The sequence below is a fragment of the Lysinibacillus sp. FSL M8-0134 genome (assembly GCF_038069745.1).
Taxonomy (GTDB): Bacteria; Bacillota; Bacilli; order Bacillales_A; family Planococcaceae; genus Lysinibacillus; species Lysinibacillus irui.
Map to the genome: position 1 here is coordinate 924,244 of NZ_JBBPAJ010000001.1, position 17,113 is coordinate 941,356.

Sequence of the window (17,113 nt, forward strand, 5' to 3'; positions counted from 1 at the left end):
CGTCATGAGCGAAACAATAGTGAAACAGGAAAAAGAGAACTTATTGGAAATCATTGATTTAAAAACATATTACCCAATTAAAGGTGGATTTTTTCGACATACCGTTGGTTATGTAAAAGCAGTAGATAATATTTCATTTGCTATTAAAAATGGAGAAACATTAGGTTTAGTAGGAGAATCAGGTTGTGGTAAATCTACAACTGGACGTACCATTTTAAGATTACTAGACGCAACTGAAGGGAAAATTATCTTTGATGGGCAAGATATTACAAAAATGCGTGGCAAATCTTTAAGAGAAATAAGAAAAGATATTCAAATGGTATTTCAGGATCCGTACGCATCCTTAAACCCAATGCAAATGGTTGGTAGTATCGTTGCAGAACCAATTATGAATTTCAGTAACAAGTCATTGAAATCATTACAAGGCGAAGTTATGGAGCTATTAAGAAAAGTTGGTTTACCAGAAGATGCTTTTTATAAATATGCGCACGAGTTTTCAGGAGGTCAGCGACAGCGTATTGGTATCGCTAGAGCACTCGCACTAAGACCGAAACTGATTATAGCAGATGAGCCAGTTTCAGCTTTAGATGTATCTGTACAATCACAAGTACTTAATCTCTTAAAAGAACTTCAAGATGAATTTGATTTAACATTCTTGTTTATTGCGCATGATTTAAGTGTTGTTAAACATATGAGTGATCGAATCGGCGTCATGTACTTAGGAAATATTGTTGAGATTGCAGATAAGGAACATATTTATGATGAGCCATTACATCCTTATACACAGGCCTTAATCTCAGCTATTCCGGTACCAGATCCGAGGAAAAAGAATCAACGAATTGTTTTAGAAGGGGATATACCTAGTCCAGCTAATCCGCCAAAAGGCTGTCCATTCCATCCTAGATGTCCAAAGGCAATGGTAGAGTGTTCATTAACGAAACCAGCTTTAAAGGAGGTGAAGCAAGGGCATAGAGTAGCATGCCACCTCTATTAAAAACTCATAAAAACGGAAAAAAGTTATTGACAAAATAAAATTTACGGGGGGAAAAAAATGAATAAATCAAGATTTTGGTCATTTATGCTTTTGCTAGTTATGGCGATATTTTTAGCAGCATGTAATAGTGACTCATCAACGACAGAGAAGGAAAGTGAAAAGGATACGAGCGGGGATACATCGACAACAACAGATGGACCTTCTACAGAGGGTGGCATTGTAACATTTGGTACAGATACTGCACCTGAGGGCGTATATGACCCAGCTTATTCAGGTAGTATTGTAGATAGCTATATTCAAAATTTCACAACAGAAGGTATTTATGATGTAAATGATAACTTAGAATATGTTCCTAACTTAGCAACATGGGAAATTAGTGAAGATAAGTTAACTTATACGTTTACATTCCAAAAGGGTGTAAAATGGCATAATGGCGAAGAATTAACAGTTGATGACTGGGTATTTGCATTAGAGACGCTTGCTGATCCAGATTATGATGGACCTCGTTTCAATTATGCAGAAGGCATCAAAGGTGCAAAAGCTAAAAAAGAAGGTAAAGCAGATAAAATTGAAGGTATCGAAGTAGTTGATCCTTATACTGTAAAAATTACTTTCGAACAAGTAAAAATCAATAACTTAGAAAATCTTTGGTCAAACCCTATGCCGAAGAAACACTATGAGGGTATTGCGGTTAAAGATTTAGGTGAATCGAAACAGGTTCGTGAAAATCCTGTTGGCTTAGGGCCATTTAAAGTGAAAAAGGTTGTAGATGGTGAGTATTCTGAATTAGAGCGTTTTGATGATTACTGGAAGGGCAAGCCACAGCTTGATGGTGTTATTGTAAAAGTAATCGACCCATCATTAGCAGCAGGTGCGTTCCAAAACGGAGAAATTGACATTATGGCTATTAAACCACAGTCAGTAAAAGAATTAGAAGCATTAGATAACGTGCGTATTGAAGAAACTAATGGTGTTAGTTATTCATACATTGGTCTTCGTTTTGGTCACCGCGATAAAGCTACACTAAAAAATGTGGCAGACTTTGATAAATTTAAATCAAAAGAATTACGTCAAGCATTATTATATGCAATTAACCGTCCAGCAATGATCGATGCTTTCTTAGAAGGAAAAGCAACAGTTGCCAACACAGTAATTCCAAGTACATTCTGGACTGCTGCAAAAGAATCTGACTTAAATAAATATGAATACGATCCTGAAAAAGCTAAAGAACTATTAGCGTCAGCAGGCTATGTAGACAAAGATGGTGATGGTTTTGTAGAGGATCCAAATGGTCAACCATTTAAAATCTCATTTGGTCACTATGCAGGAAATGCAGCATTCGAAGGTCGTTCACAAGCAATTGTTCAATCTTGGAATGATATTGGTGTAAAAACAGAATTAGCTACAGGTAGTTTAATTGAATTTAACTTATATAATGATATGAAAGATAACGATGATGCAGCATTAGAGGCATTCTTCGGTTCATGGAGCACAGGTGCAGATCCAGATCCATCGGGATTATGGGGCAATGACGCAGAGTGGAATTATGGTCGTTGGGTAGACGCGAAGAACCAAGAATTATTAGATAAAGGCTTAAGTGAAGAAGCGTTTGACAAAGACAAACGTATGGCAACATATGTTGAATGGCAAAAACACTTCAATGAAGAATTACCAGGTCTTCCATTATGGGAAAATTTAGATTTATATGGTATTAATAATCGATTACAAGGCGTTCATATCAACGCTGTTGGTTTCCAAACAGACGTTTATAAGTGGAATATTAAAGAATAATATTAAGCTTTACAATGAAGAGGCTATATCCTACTACTAAGTCCTCTAAAGAGGACTTAGTAGTAAATTTTTAGATAAGGAGACGTTACATGCTTCAATATACACTTCGACGAATACTTAGCATGATCCCATTGTTACTCCTTATTTCGTTGGTGGTATTCTTTTTAGCAAAAATGATGCCAGGGGATGCATTTGCTGGTGAAATAGATCCTTCTAATACGAATCCACAATACATCGAAGAAATGAGAGAAAAATTAGGCTATAACGATCCAATTATCCAGCAATATGGAAGATGGATAGTTAATTTTGTACAAGGGGATTTTGGCAAATCAACTGTTTATAAAAAACCTGCTGCAGAGATTATTGCACAGCGTATTCCTAATACCATATTTTTAGCATTAACATCATTAGTTATTACCTACATATTTGCATTTTTTATGGGCATGTATGCTGGTAGAAAACCTTATACACTTGGGGACAATTTGATTGGAACGTACAATTATCTAGCGTTAGCTATTCCATCATTTGTTGCGGGGATTGTCGCTATTTACTTCTTCTCATTTAAATTGGGATGGTTCCCTTTCAATGGCTCTGTAGGCGTAGGTTTGGAGCCAGGAACTTTAGATTATTATGTGAGTAAAATCCATCATGTTTTATTACCTGCACTAATATTGGGGTTAATGGGAACAGCTTCTTATACGCAATTTTTACGAAATGACATAATCGAAAATAGTAGAAAAGATTTTGTAAGAACTGCAAGAGCAAAAGGAACAAAAGAATCGAAAATTTACAACAAGCATATTCTACGTAATTCCATTATTCCATTAATTACGTTCCTTGGTTTTGATATTGCAACTTTAATCAGCGGAGCAGTAATAACAGAAACAATCTTTACGTATCCTGGAATAGGTGCTCTCTTCCTAGAATCTGTAGGTAGAAGAGATTATGCAGTTATGATGTCGATCACAATGTTGCTTTCGTTTTTAACACTTTTTGGAAATTTAATAGCGGATTTATTATACGGTGTAGTAGATCCACGTATTAGATTGGATTAAGGAGGGGGAATTATGACATTGGTAACTGATCAAGAAGTTTTAACGCCAAAATCACCAAAGAAAAGCCCCTCGCCATGGGTAATTGCGAGACGAAAGTTCTTTAAAAATAAATTAGCGATGATTAGTCTTATATTTCTACTACTAGTTATCATTTTATCGTTCCTTGCACCATATATCACAACAAAAGATATTGTTCGGGTAGATTTTACAAAAATAAGTCAACCACCATCTAGTGAAAATTGGTTAGGAACTGATACGAATGGGCGAGATGTCTTTACAAGAATGCTCTATGCTGGTAGATCATCCTTAACAGTAGGATTAAGCTGTATGTTCTTTATTGTGTTGATTGGAACAACAGTTGGTGCCATTTCAGGGTACTTTGGCGGAAAAATCGATCAAATTTTAATGAGATTTACTGATTTTGTCTTAATGTTTCCGTTTATGGTTTTTGTTATTGTTTTAAACACAATTCTTATTGGAAAAATATCCGGTCTTTGGACTTTAATTATTGTTATTTCACTGTTAATGTGGGGATCTGTTGCAAGGATTGTACGAAGTAGGGTGCTTGCTGAGAAAGAAAATGAGTATATTTTAGCATCACAATCAATCGGCTGTAAATCCTCGAAAATTATTATCAAGCATTTATTACCGAATGTTGCCTCCACAATTATTGTACAAGCAACCCTATTAATGGCTGTAACAATCGTTGCTGAATCTGGTTTAAGTTTTCTTGGGTTTGGGGTACCAGCAGATACACCAAGCTGGGGGAATATGTTGTTTGAAGCTCGAAACTCAGATGTATTAAAGGATAAGGTTTGGATGTGGGTACCACCAGCCACAGCTATTACATTAGTAATTTTATCTATTAACTTTATTGGAGAAGGCTTGAAAGATGCTTTAAATCCAAAGTCAAGAAGATAATAGGGTAAAAAATAGGCACCTTTAAATGTAATCATACTACATTTAAAGGTGCCGAATTTTATAAGGACATTCTATTTACTACATATAAATCAGCAAGCTCTAATAAAGTATCTTGATTTTAATTGTAATTAAAGAGAGGAGTTAAATTTACTGGATTTGGACGTTGACAGGGTTAGAGGGAGGAGATAGTTACTTCATCAAACGAGTACAACCTAACACAATTGAAAACACCCAGTAGCAAATGAATAGAGTCTATTTTTATGTGATCTATCTTCTAGTAGGGAGATAGATAGAATTAAGTATTCATAGGTTTAGAAGACTTTAAAGAGGGTATAAAATAAAAAAACTCCTATCACAGTTGTTAAACTGCGATAGGAGTGTCAATTTTATCGATTAGCAACCCATGTTTTCACAAGATCGTTTGTACCGTAAACATAATGCTGGTCGCCTACTTCATGGTAGGTTGCACTTTCGTCAACCTCTGTATGCTTGTATGGAATACGTTGGCGACGTTTCTCTGACATTGGATCAGGAAGAGGGATAGCTGATAATAAAGACTTTGTATACGGATGCACAGGATGATTGTAAATATCATCTGCTTTACCGATTTCCATGATTTTACCACGGTACATTACTGCAATACGATCACTGATGTACTTTACCATAGAAAGGTCATGGGCAATGAAAAGATATGTTAAGCCACGTTCTTTTTGCAGTTGCTTTAGTAAGTTAACAACTTGTGCTTGGATCGATACGTCAAGCGCAGAAATTGGCTCATCGGCAATGATGAACTTAGGATCTAAGCTTAGTGCACGGGCAATCCCGATACGCTGACGTTGACCGCCTGAGAATTCGTGTGCGTAACGATTCGCGTGTTCTTTGTTTAGACCAACAGCTTCAAGTAACTCTTGAATTTTCGCACGGCGTTCTTTTTTATCCTTGTAAAGACCATGAATATCAAAGGCTTCACCAATGATTTCACCAGCTGTCATACGAGGATTTAATGAAGCATAAGGGTCTTGGAAAATCATTTGCATTTGGCGGTTAAATTTCTTTAACTCACTTTTTGATTTTTTCCCATGGACATTTTCACCATCGAAAACTATCTCGCCACCTGTAATGTCATATAATCGAATGATTGAACGACCAGTTGTTGACTTACCACAACCTGATTCACCCACAAGCCCAAGTGTTTCACCTTCGTAAACATCAAAGCTGATACCATCTACGGCTTTGATAGGATTACTTGGTGAACCAAAATGCTGCTTTAAATTTTTGATTTCAAGAATTTTTTTCGCACCAGTTTTAGTCATTTTCTTGTGCCTCCTTTGCTAAATACCCTTCAATACGTTTAGCAACCGCATCTGGAAGAGGAATCTTCGGTGCATCAGGATGCAATAACCAAGTTTTTGCAAAATGCGTTTCGCTAACTTGGAACATTGGTGGTTCTTGTTCATAATCAATCGCCATCGCAAATTCATTACGAGCTGCAAATGCATCACCTTTAGGTGGATTCGTTAGATCTGGTGGTGAGCCAGGAATTGTACGTAAAAGCTCATCAGTATCATTATCTAAATCAGGCATCGAACCAAGTAGACCCCATGTATATGGGTGCTTTGGATTATAGAAAATATCATTCACAGTACCATATTCGACGATTTGCCCAGCATACATTACTGCTACACGGTCAGCAATATTAGCTACAACACCTAAATCGTGTGTAATGAAAATGATAGATGTTTTCGAACTTTTTTGAATTTCCTTCATAAGCTCTAAAATTTGTGCTTGAATGGTTACGTCTAGGGCTGTTGTTGGCTCATCGGCAATTAGAAGCTTAGGATCAGCTGCAAGAGCAATGGCGATGACAACACGTTGACGCATACCACCTGAAAACTCATGTGGATATTGATTATAGCGTTTTTCAGGGAAGGGGATACCTACCTGTGTTAAAAGCTCAATCGCACGTTTTTTCGCATCCTCTTTAGAAACTTTTTTGTGTTGCAAAATTACTTCAGTTATTTGACGTCCGACCTTCATAGTGGGATTCAAACTTGTCATTGGATCTTGGAAAATCATTGCAATTTCATTTCCGCGTACTTTAGACATTTCTTTATCAGATAATGGAACTAAATCACGGCCATTAAATAAAATTTGTCCTGACTCATAAATACCAGGTGGCTGTGGAATTAATTTCATTAACGCATTACTTGTAACACTTTTACCAGAACCAGATTCACCTACTATAGCGAGTGTTTCACCTTCCTTTAAATCAAAGTTAACACCACGTACAGCATGGACAAGCCCTGCATAAGTTTTAAAGTTAATTCTTAAATCTTTTACTTCTAAAATTGTTTTATTCATTTCGGCCACCTCCTTATTTACGTAGTTTTGGATCTAGAGCGTCACGTAAGCCGTCACCAACTGCGTTAAACGCAAAGATTGTTAGTGAGATAAATACTGCTGGGAAAATCAAGCGCCATGGAGCGTTGGCAATGGCTTTATTACCATCTGACGCCATTGTACCCCAAGAAGCTGTTGGAGCAGGAACCCCAAGACCAAGGTAACTTAAGAATGATTCAGTGAAAATAGCAGATGGAATTGTTAACGTCATCGTTACTAAAATTGCACCAAGAGCATTCGGAACTAAATGTTTAATAATTAAATGGCCTGTACTAGCACCTAATGTACGAGCAGCAAGAACATACTCTTGATTTTTAATAGATAAAACTTCACCACGAACGATACGTGCCATGTTAATCCATCCAGTGATAGACAAGGCAACAATCATCGGGATTAAACCAGGTTGCATTACAACTAAAAGTACGATTACTACTAAAAGGTAAGGTACAGCTGTTAAAACGTCGGCAATACGCATCATAATGTTATCAACGCGACCGCCTGCTAAGCCTGAAATACTTCCCCAAATAACACCGATAATTAAGTCAATAATCGCGGCTGCAATTCCGATAAATAGGGAAATACGTGCTCCTTCCCAAATACGAACGAAAATATCACGACCAAGGTCATCTGTTCCAAACCAAAATTGTGCAGATGGGGGTGAGTTGTAAACACCTAGCTGATCACTTGCTTTGTATTGAGAGAACATTGGTACGAAAGTAGCCATTAAAATAACAATGACTAAAATGATTATCCCAATGATGGCCATTTTGTTATGAGAGAAACGGAGAAATACTTCTTTCCAAAAGGAGACTGATTTATCAGCTAATTTTTCCGTTGCTTCATGATTACCACCAACAATTTTAAATTTATCTTTTTCAATTTGTTGCTGTGTCATTATTTTTTCGCTCCTTTCAGTTTAATACGCGGATCAATCACACTATATAGAATATCAACGATTAATACCGCAAATAAAAGGATGATGGAATAGAACACTGTCGTACCCATGATTACTGTATAGTCACGGTTTGTAATACTTTGAACGAAGTGCTTACCAAGTCCAGGAATAGCGAAAATTTGTTCAACAATGAAACTACCAGTTACAACACCAGCTGTTAATGGGCCGAGATATGTTACGACTGGTAGAAGGGCATTTCGTAAAGTATGGCGGAATACGATTGTCCATTTACCGATACCTTTAGCACGAGCCATTTTTACATAATCACTATTGTTTTGTTCAAGCATACTTGAACGTGTTAATTTTGCGATAAAGCCCATATGTGAGAAAGCGATTGCAAGAGCTGGTAATATACTATAAACAAAGCCCTTCCACCCACTAATTGGGAACCAACCTAGCTTAAACGCTAAGAAATACTGCATTAAACCTGCTAAGATAAATGAAGGTACTGATATACCGAGCACCGCAAAGGACGTTGCCAAATAATCTGGGAACCTATTATGATATAGCGCGGAAACTACGCCAATTAATACACCGAATCCAACTGCTAATAGCATAGCTTCAATCCCTAATGTTAAAGAAACAGGGAAACTTTCAGAAATCATATCATTTGTAGAACGCGCTTTATATTTCATTGACTCACCGAAATTGAAAGTGGCCGTATCGATTAAATAATCTTTATATTGTATATACCAAGGGTTATTTAATCCATACGTTTCGTTTAACTTCTCCTCAATTTGAGGTGGGAAATTACGTTCACTCGCGAAAGGACTACCAGGAGCGAGACGCATTAAGAAAAACGTAACCGTTACGATGACGAAAAGCGCGAGAAGTATATACATCAGCCTTTTCAAAATATATTTAATCACATAAAACTCCTCCTTCTATTTGTCAATTTTCTGACAAATATATGCCTTCGTATTTTAAAAAGAGCTGACTCGCGCCGAAGTGGCTACGAGGCAGCTCTTCGCTGTAGAGCTAAATAAGCGAAATATTGTTGATTATTTCTCTACTTTAACCTCTTTAAGAGAGATGTTACCAAGAATGTCTGCCTTCATGTCTTGTACATAATCTTGTACTACAGAAAGGTTCGTGTAGTAGTAGATTGGAATAACTGGGAAATCATTAACAGCAATTTTCTCAGCTTGTTGTAAAAGCTCAAGACGTTTAGCTGGATCCGCTTCCACGTTAGACTGATCTAATAATTTTTTGTATTCTGCACTTTCCCAACCAGTATCGTTGTTACCGTTTGCAGCAGTGTCATACATTTCTAGGAAAGTATAAGCATCGTTGTAGTCACCAACCCAGCCCATACGGCCAACTTGGTAATCTAATTGGTTAAGTTTTTCTAAATATACTTGCCATTCAGAGTTATCTAAACCTACTGTGATTCCAAGGTTTTTAGTCCAACCCTCTTGAACGTATTGAGCGATAGCAGCATGTGCTTCACTTGTGTTGTAAGAAAGGTTAATTTTGATATCTGCTGGGTTTGTAATACCAAGTTCTTTCATACCAGCTTCAAGTGCAGCTTTAGCACCTTCGATATCGTTATCTGTAAAGTAACCACGGTCTTCTTCAAAGCCATGAACAGCGTTAGGAACCATACCTAATGCAGGTTTTTGCTCGCCTTTAGTAATGTTGTCAATTAAACCTTGACGATCAACTGCTAATGCTAACGCTTTACGGATGTTAGCGTTTCCAGTGATTTTATCTTTTGTATTAAGTTTATACCAGTATACTGAAGCTTGGTCATTGATTTTTAATGATCCATCAGCTTTAAAGCCATCGATAGCGTCAAGGGCTACAGTTTGGAATGGTGCACCAAGGTAGTCAATTTCGCCACCTTTGAACATTGTTACTGCAGTTGCTTCAGATTCAACCATACCAATATTTACAGTTTCTAAAGAAACTTTATCAGCATCCCAGTATTCTGGGTTTTTCTTTAATACGATTGTATCGTTGTGTCTCCATTCAGCTAAAGTGAATGGCCCGTTTGTTACATAATTTTCACCAGCATCTGTATACCACTCATCATTACCTTCAACTACTTTTTGGTTTAATGGTGCGTATGTTTTGAATGCTGTTAATTCTAAGAAGTAAGGAGTTGGGTTTTCTAACGTTACTACTAATGTTTTTTCATCTTCAGCTTTAACGCCTACGTCATCAGCAGAACCTTCACCGCTGTTATATGCTGCAGCACCTTTAATTGGGTAAAGGATTGAAGCATATTCAGAAAGATTGTCTGGGTTTAATGCCCATTTCCAAGCATACTCGAAGTCACCAGCTACTACTGGATCCCCGTTTGACCATTTTGCATCACGTAATTTGAACGTGTATGTTTTTAAATCTTCGCTAACTTCCCAGCTTTCAGCAGCAGCTGCAACTGGACGAGCGTCTGCATCAAGAGTTGTTAAACCTTCAAAAGTATTTGTAAGAATAACACCAGAAGTCGTATCTGTTGCTAATGCAGGATGAAGTGATGGTGGTTCAGAAGCTACTACCACATTTAATTCGCCGCCTGAAGTTGTTTCAGAAGAACCTGAATCTTTTCCATCGTCTTTTGATTTTTCAGACGAATCTCCACCGAAGCCACATGCAGCAAGTACTAAAGAAAATACTGCAAGAACTGTTAGTAATAAAAACTTTTTGTTTTTATTCATGTGAATCCCCCTTATACAATTTTTAAGCCTTTTGTGAAGCTCCTATTTAATATACCAAAAAAATCATTGTGCACAAAATAAAAAAGATTCAAATTTATATAGTATTATCTGACATTTAAGAGTTTAATAAATTTTTCCGATTTATCACACTAAAGAAACAAAGTGTTTATATAATAAAAATTTGATAATTACCTATTCTGAATATCAAAAATAAAATAAAAATAAAAAAATGATTTACTATACCGAAAATTCCTATTTTTTTGATAATATTATCAATATTAAAAAAATGAATCGAAAGTCATAGATGTATAACCTTGAGGGAATTGTATAGATTTGTAGAAAATCTAAGTAAAACTAAGTGAATTAGTTTCATTTGCAGGTAATTTCTTGCAAAATATGATCTCGAAACATGAATATTTTTATCTATTAATGATATATAAGAAACTTGTTTTGTATTTTTCTAGTATTATCCAATTGTGGATAAGGGCAAGAAAAAATAGAGCAATTGTATGAAAAATGGTACCCAAACTAAGAAAAAAATGGATTTAGTGAGAAGAGAAATTAAGGAATTATGTTTTTTTGAAATAATTTCAGTGCTAGTTGGATATACATGCATATATGCAAATGAATATTGTTTTATTCCGCAATTTATCATAAAGGGAAGTCACGGTTTTTGCCTGACGTTTACCAAAGTAATCCACTTTACTAGTTTTGTTTTTTTGAGGATGTCAATTGTCTTACTGAAGAGGATTCGACATGCAGATAATTACTAAAAATCTGACTTTTAATCTACTGAAAACGTTATCAATAACCTTTAGGAATGATTTTCTTTCAAAAGCTAAGAGCTATCATGTAAAAAAAGTACAAAAAACAGTGCATCCATGTATATGAAATGCACTGTTTTTAGTTATAGTTTAAAATTATTGATTTGATTCTGTAAATCTAAGGACTTTTCGCTTAAATCAGAGGCGACTTGATTTACTTGCTGCATCGTTATGGATTGCTCCTTGCTTGCTGTAGCTATGATTTGTGTACTTTCTGAGCTAGTTGATGCACCGTGGGCAATTTCTGCGACAGAGGCAGCTACCTGTTCTGCGCTGGCTGAAATTTCTTCTGAAGTAGCTGATATATCTTCTATTTGATTTGTCATGTTATTTATTGCTTTTACGATAGCTTCAAATGCTTGTCCTGAATGTCCAATGATTTTTACACCCTCTGTGACAGAGTGCAAACCATCAAAAACAGCTTTTTCTACATTGCTTGTATCTTCTTGAATATCCTGGGTTAATGCAACAATTTGATTAGCTGATTGCTTAGATTCCTCAGCTAATTTGCGTACCTCATCTGCAACAACGGCAAATCCTTTGCCATGCTCTCCAGCACGTGCAGCTTCTATTGCTGCATTGAGCGCTAATAAGTTTGTTTGATCAGTAATGGCTGTAATGACAGCTGTAATTTGACCTATTTCTTCCGATTGTTTGCTCAATTTTTGGACAAGAGTATTAATTACTTGCGTAGACTCATGAATTACATTCATTTGTTGCTGGGCCTCATCTACTGTACCGTTACCGTTTGTTGCTAATTCAGATGCTGAAACAGCATTATGAAGCAGCTGTTGAGTTGCCTCAGCTATACGTTGGACACCTATAGCTGTTTCATCCATTGCATGTGCACTTTCGTTAGCTGCAACTGTAGCAGCTACAGCGGCATTCGCTGTTTCAGTTATACGTATTGTGATTTCATCTGCTGAGGCAGTAACTTCTTCAGTTGATGCAGAAAGCTCTTCTACTGAAGCCGTTAAATGCTCTGCATTGTCTTGAATATGAGTTAAAAGATTTTTCAAGTTCCCCTTCATGGCATTAAAAGCTGACGAAAGCTGGCCAATCTCATCCTTTGATTGGTAGGTAATGTCTTGATGATACAATTCACCATTAGCAACATGATTAGCTGCTTGAACAACAGCTTTTAAAGGACGAGAAATCGTTCGTTGTATATAGATCATGAGGAAAATGCCTAGAATAACACCGATAATAATGGCGATAACTGAAATAATTTGAGAATTGAATACTGCTTGCTTAGATTCTTTTGTGACTACTTCCAGTTGATCTTTTTGGTAACTAACGATTTTATTAGAAACATCTTGTATTCCTTTATTAGCTTGTTGCACATCACCATTCACTTTTTGCAAAGCGCCTTCAAGATTGCCTGCTTCAAAAAGGGCTAGTGCTTCTGTCGCTGACTCATTAAAACGATCATTATATGTATTTAAGTCTTTTGCATAAGCTTCCATTTCAGCTGAAGTAGATTTTCCGGTCATTTCCTCCACATGCTTGTCTAGCATATTTGCGTATTGTGTAAAGCTTTCTTTATTTGCAGGTTTGTCTTCGATGATAATGGCACGAATGAAGAGCCCTTGCATAGCCATTTCAAATTGAATATTATCTGCTAGTTCTACTAGGGCAACGTGACCTTCCAATGCATTTTCAATCTTCTTTTCTATGTTTGAAAATAACAGAAACATTATCACCAATGAAATAATTAGTGTCAAAATAATTGTAAAGAAACCAAAGCTTAATTTTTTTCCTACAGACATATAGATACGCCCTTTCCGAAATGCTATACAAGTTTTTATACTTTAATTTAGCTTTTAAGAAAGATAGAAGTCAATAAGCATTGAAGGAAACAGTTCAGATTATTCATATGTTTATTTTAAGTCATTATAATAAGGAAGATTGTCTGTGAAAATTTATCAAAAACTGTTCATGTTTCTCGTTTTATAGTACGGATTACGTGTGTGTATTTTAAAAAAGAAACCGATACAAATTGTATCGGTTTCTATCTCTTTATGACTGTTTTTTTAATTGTAAAATGACAGCTTCGTCTGGGTCAATATACAGTGTTTTTTGTTCAAAGTAAATCACAAAACCGGGTTTGGCACCATTTGGTTTTTTAACTTGTCGGATTTCTGTGTAATCTACTGGCACTGAGGAGGATTCTCTAGCCTTAGAAAAATAGGCTGCTAGCGTAGCTGCTTCACGCAATGTTGTTTCATCAGGTTCACTGGAATGGATAACAACATGGGATCCAGGAATATCCTTTGTGTGTAGCCAAATATCTGTACGTTTTGCTATTTTAAATGTTAGCATGTCATTTTGTTTATTGTTTTTTCCAACAGAAATCGTTACACCTGTCGATGATACATAACGTTCTGGCTCAGGTTTCACTTGTTTTTTCTTTTTTTTCGCATGACGTAGTTTTAAGTAACCTTGCTCTGCCAACTCTTCACGAATTTCCTCAATATCTCCAGGAGAAGCTTGCTGTACTTGCTGAGCAAGCATTTCAAAATAGGCAATTTCTTCTGTTGTTTTTTCAAGCTGCTCTTGAACCATAATCAAAGCATTTTTTGCCTTTGTATATTTCGTATAATAACTTTGAGCATTTTCAATCGGTGTTTTACGTTCACTTACTGGAATCGTAACCTCTTCGCCCGTTTCACTATAGTAATTTGTAACTGTTACTTCTTTAACACCTTTTTCAAAGGCATAAATATTGGCCATTAATAGCTCACCATATAGTTGGAATTGATCAAGCTTTGATGCACGCTCATAGTCCTTTGTAAGCTTTTTCGTTTTTAAGGATAGTTTATCAATTTCATTTTGTAGCCAGCGCTCTAAGTCGCCTGCTTGTTGTTTGACTCGATCTCGATCTGCACGTGCAAAGAAAACACGGTCAAGAAGTTCATGAACATTAGGATAAACTGTTACTTCACCTTGCAAATGAGTTAGCTCGATAGGTGAGAAATATGTTTTATTATTGTAGATGACATACATTGGCTTCGTGCCACCATTCGCAAAGGAGGCCATAAAATCTTTGAAGCATGTTAGTGTATCCGATGCTGTAGTCATACGGAACAATAATTCTTCAGCGTGAAGAGGTGAAAAACCAGCAAACTGTGTTACAACCTCTTGCGTTGTCCTTGCTTCAGCGAAAAACGATGTTAGCTCATCATCCGTAACCGTAAGAGGATTCCATTTATTTTGTGTAGGTGGTGCAATATAAGGTTGACCAGGTAACACAGTACGGAAACTATTTACGGATGGAGGTAAATGTTTTAAGCTATCTATAATTTTTCCTTGCTCTTGATCGATTAACAGTAGATTACTATGTCTACCCATAATTTCAGCATGTATTTCCCTTACAATCGGGTCACCAATTTCATTTTTGCTTTCAATCTCTACTATTATAATACGATCAAAATCACGCTGTTTAATGGAAGAAATAAAACCGCCCTCTAAATGTTTACGCAAAAGCATACAAAACATAGGGGGCTCTGCTGGGTTATCAATCGTATGCTCAGTCAGATGGACACGTGCATAAGAAGAATGGATTGAAAACAATAATTTATGATTCTTTCCATTTGCACGCACATGTAATACAACCTCTTGCGCATTAGGTTGATGTATTTTCGTAATTCGACCAGTGACAAGTTGTTGTAGGTCGGCGGTCATTGAATAAGTAAATAAACCATCAAATGCCATATGAATTCCTCTTTCCAATGATATCAAGCATCTTGGTACTTTCGTATTTTTTCATCATGCATTTGTTTTTGCAGTCTTTAAGCTCCCACAAATACACTGTTTGTATGTTTATCATAGCATTTTTTAGGTGAATATTAAAATATAGCTTCAATTGTGGTAGAATTAGCTTTTACTCTATCCAATTTTTTTTGGAGAGTCGTCATAATCGACAGAGCTTATGTTATAATAATCCCAGTATGCAAAGAAAGGTGTGACGAACCTTGGTGCGTAGTATGACTGGTTTTGGCAGAGGTGTCACAACAACTAGAGACTTTCAATTAACCGTGGAAATGCGCTCGGTCAACCATCGCTTTTTAGAAATCAATGCGAAATTTCCGAAAGAATGGCTTGAAGCAGAAATTTTTGCTAAAAAACTTATTTCTCAAGCTTTGTCACGCGGCAAAATTGATGTGATGGTATATGTGAAGGACTTAGATAACGTAGAGCAATCTATTGAGATTAATTGGTCATTAATTGAAGCGTATCGTAAGGCAAAGGAGCAATTAGCTAGTAAAGTACCACTTGAAGAAAAATGGACGATGCAAGAGCTTTTATCATTGGAACAGGCACTTGTACAACAAAAGCCACAACTTACACCTGAGGATTTACTTAGTGCTGTTGAACAAGCGATTTTACAAGCGATTGAACAGCTCGTACAAATGCGTGAGCGTGAAGGGCAAGAACTGCAAGAAGTTGTTGTACAATATAAAGAACAGTTAATGGAACAGGTGAATCAGATTCGTTTATGTTCTTCACTTGCTGTTGAAAAATATCGTACACGATTAGTAGAACGAATTTCTGAAATTGCAGATGGCACATTGTTAGAAGATCGTTTACTAGCAGAAGTAGCAATTTTTGCAGAACGTGTAGATATCTCCGAAGAATTAGACAGATTAGATAGTCACTTCAACCAGCTTGAAGAAACATTACTCGAAACGATTTCAGTTGGACGAAAATTAGACTTTTTAATGCAAGAAATACATCGTGAGATCAATACGATCGGTTCAAAGAATCAATCGACAGAAGCAGCTGTTGCTGTTGTTCAGGCGAAAACAATTTTAGAAAAGATGCGTGAGCAGGTTCAAAATATCGAATAACTTGCACGTGTCTGTTATAAATTAAGGGAGATATAGAGAATAAATGATAAAAGAACGTGGATTATTAATTGTTCTGTCTGGCCCATCTGGTGTAGGTAAAGGGACAGTGCGAAAAGAATTATTTTCTCAGCCGAATACGAATTATGAGTATTCCATCTCGATGACAACACGAAATCCTCGCGAAGGTGAAGTAGATGGTGTAGACTATTTTTTCAAGACGCGTGTAGAATTTGAAGCGCTAATTGAACAAGGTGGCTTATTAGAGCACGCTGAATTTGTCGGTAACTATTATGGTACACCACTAGCGTATGTGAATGAAACGCTGGATGCAGGTCGTGATGTATTTTTAGAAATCGAAGTGCAGGGTGCAGCACAAATTCGTAAAAAAGCACCAGATGCCTTGTTTATTTTCTTAGCCCCTCCAAGTTTAACGGAATTAAAAGATCGTTTAGTTGGACGTGGGACAGAAACAGAGGATATCATTGCAAAACGCATTGCTACTGCAAGTGAAGAACTTGAAATGATGAGCTTGTATGACTATGTTGTGGAGAATGATGAAGTGACGAATGCCTGTGATCGTATTAATGCGATTATCAAAGCTGAGCATTGTCGTAGAGAACGTGTTGAAAAAAGATATTTGTCAATGTTGAGAGGAGAATAAAC

The 17,113-nt window shown here is 36.5% G+C and carries 13 protein-coding genes; 6 read left to right on the plus strand and 7 right to left on the minus strand.

Going from position 1 to position 17,113, the window contains the following annotated elements:
* Positions 1-4: 4 nt before the first annotated feature.
* The 4 genes from MKY49_RS04500 to opp4C all read left to right on the plus strand — a co-directional run bounded on the left by MKY49_RS04500 (position 5) and on the right by opp4C (position 4,761).
* Positions 5-994, plus strand: a complete 990-nt coding sequence (locus MKY49_RS04500) for an ABC transporter ATP-binding protein (RefSeq protein ID WP_341385691.1) — start codon at positions 5-7, stop codon at positions 992-994.
* 57 nt (positions 995-1,051) lie between these two features.
* Positions 1,052-2,785 (plus strand): oligopeptide ABC transporter substrate-binding protein, encoded by a 1,734-nt coding sequence (gene opp4A / locus MKY49_RS04505; protein ID WP_341385692.1) that lies wholly within the window; start codon positions 1,052-1,054, stop codon positions 2,783-2,785.
* A gap of 89 nt (positions 2,786-2,874) precedes the next feature.
* Positions 2,875-3,840, plus strand: coding sequence for an oligopeptide ABC transporter permease (opp4B, locus tag MKY49_RS04510; RefSeq protein ID WP_341385693.1), 966 nt, complete (start codon positions 2,875-2,877; stop codon positions 3,838-3,840).
* A 12-nt stretch (positions 3,841-3,852) separates the two neighbouring features.
* Positions 3,853-4,761: an oligopeptide ABC transporter permease gene (gene opp4C / locus MKY49_RS04515; protein ID WP_341385694.1), complete on the plus strand. Its 909-nt coding sequence runs from the start codon at positions 3,853-3,855 to the stop codon at positions 4,759-4,761.
* Between the two features lie 386 nt (positions 4,762-5,147).
* Here the strand turns inward: opp4C and MKY49_RS04520 are convergent, their stop codons facing one another.
* From MKY49_RS04520 to MKY49_RS04550, 7 genes are all read right to left on the minus strand, one after another.
* The gene (locus MKY49_RS04520) at positions 5,148-6,074 is read right to left on the minus strand and encodes an ABC transporter ATP-binding protein (RefSeq protein WP_274795901.1); all 927 of its coding nucleotides are present in this window, start codon (positions 6,072-6,074) and stop codon (positions 5,148-5,150) included.
* Positions 6,067-7,122, minus strand: coding sequence for an ABC transporter ATP-binding protein (locus MKY49_RS04525; protein ID WP_341385695.1), 1,056 nt, complete (start codon positions 7,120-7,122; stop codon positions 6,067-6,069). The genes MKY49_RS04520 and MKY49_RS04525 overlap by 8 nt, the downstream gene beginning before the upstream one ends.
* A gap of 13 nt (positions 7,123-7,135) precedes the next feature.
* Positions 7,136-8,056 (minus strand): ABC transporter permease, encoded by a 921-nt coding sequence (locus tag MKY49_RS04530; RefSeq protein ID WP_341385696.1) that lies wholly within the window; start codon positions 8,054-8,056, stop codon positions 7,136-7,138.
* On the minus strand, positions 8,056-8,985 hold the full coding sequence (locus tag MKY49_RS04535) for an ABC transporter permease (protein WP_131521603.1): 930 nt from the start codon (positions 8,983-8,985) through the stop codon (positions 8,056-8,058). The genes MKY49_RS04530 and MKY49_RS04535 overlap by 1 nt, the downstream gene beginning before the upstream one ends.
* A gap of 132 nt (positions 8,986-9,117) precedes the next feature.
* Positions 9,118-10,776, minus strand: a complete 1,659-nt coding sequence (locus tag MKY49_RS04540) for a peptide ABC transporter substrate-binding protein (RefSeq protein WP_341385697.1) — start codon at positions 10,774-10,776, stop codon at positions 9,118-9,120.
* Positions 10,777-11,683: 907 nt separating this feature from the next.
* A complete protein-coding gene (locus tag MKY49_RS04545; RefSeq protein ID WP_341385698.1) occupies positions 11,684-13,369 on the minus strand; it encodes a methyl-accepting chemotaxis protein in 1,686 nt (561 codons plus the stop codon).
* A gap of 250 nt (positions 13,370-13,619) precedes the next feature.
* On the minus strand, positions 13,620-15,314 hold the full coding sequence (locus MKY49_RS04550; protein WP_341385699.1) for an Rqc2 family fibronectin-binding protein: 1,695 nt from the start codon (positions 15,312-15,314) through the stop codon (positions 13,620-13,622).
* 260 nt (positions 15,315-15,574) lie between these two features.
* Here MKY49_RS04550 and MKY49_RS04555 point away from each other — a divergent pair, with 260 nt between their 5' ends.
* Both MKY49_RS04555 and gmk read left to right on the plus strand, forming a co-directional pair.
* Complete coding sequence (locus tag MKY49_RS04555) at positions 15,575-16,450, plus strand: YicC/YloC family endoribonuclease (protein ID WP_274795907.1); 876 nt, start codon at positions 15,575-15,577, stop codon at positions 16,448-16,450.
* Between the two features lie 43 nt (positions 16,451-16,493).
* Positions 16,494-17,111 carry a guanylate kinase gene (gene gmk, locus MKY49_RS04560; protein WP_274795908.1) on the plus strand — a complete coding sequence of 206 codons (618 nt, stop codon included), beginning with the start codon at positions 16,494-16,496 and terminating at the stop codon, positions 17,109-17,111.
* Positions 17,112-17,113 lie beyond the last annotated feature (2 nt).

Excerpts from the sequence above, each read along its gene's own strand:
- MKY49_RS04500 (WP_341385691.1), top strand. The coding sequence starts at position 5 with ATGAGCGAAACAATAGTGAAACAGGAAAAAGAGAACTTATTGGAAATC.
- opp4A (WP_341385692.1), top strand. The coding sequence starts at position 1,052 with ATGAATAAATCAAGATTTTGGTCATTTATGCTTTTGCTAGTTATGGCG.
- opp4B (WP_341385693.1), top strand. The coding sequence starts at position 2,875 with ATGCTTCAATATACACTTCGACGAATACTTAGCATGATCCCATTGTTA.
- opp4C (WP_341385694.1), top strand. The coding sequence starts at position 3,853 with ATGACATTGGTAACTGATCAAGAAGTTTTAACGCCAAAATCACCAAAG.
- MKY49_RS04520 (WP_274795901.1), bottom strand. The coding sequence starts at position 6,074 with ATGACTAAAACTGGTGCGAAAAAAATTCTTGAAATCAAAAATTTAAAG.
- MKY49_RS04525 (WP_341385695.1), bottom strand. The coding sequence starts at position 7,122 with ATGAATAAAACAATTTTAGAAGTAAAAGATTTAAGAATTAACTTTAAA.
- MKY49_RS04530 (WP_341385696.1), bottom strand. The coding sequence starts at position 8,056 with ATGACACAGCAACAAATTGAAAAAGATAAATTTAAAATTGTTGGTGGT.
- MKY49_RS04540 (WP_341385697.1), bottom strand. The coding sequence starts at position 10,776 with ATGAATAAAAACAAAAAGTTTTTATTACTAACAGTTCTTGCAGTATTT.
- MKY49_RS04545 (WP_341385698.1), bottom strand. The coding sequence starts at position 13,369 with ATGTCTGTAGGAAAAAAATTAAGCTTTGGTTTCTTTACAATTATTTTG.
- MKY49_RS04550 (WP_341385699.1), bottom strand. The coding sequence starts at position 15,314 with ATGGCATTTGATGGTTTATTTACTTATTCAATGACCGCCGACCTACAA.
- gmk (WP_274795908.1), top strand. The coding sequence starts at position 16,494 with ATGATAAAAGAACGTGGATTATTAATTGTTCTGTCTGGCCCATCTGGT.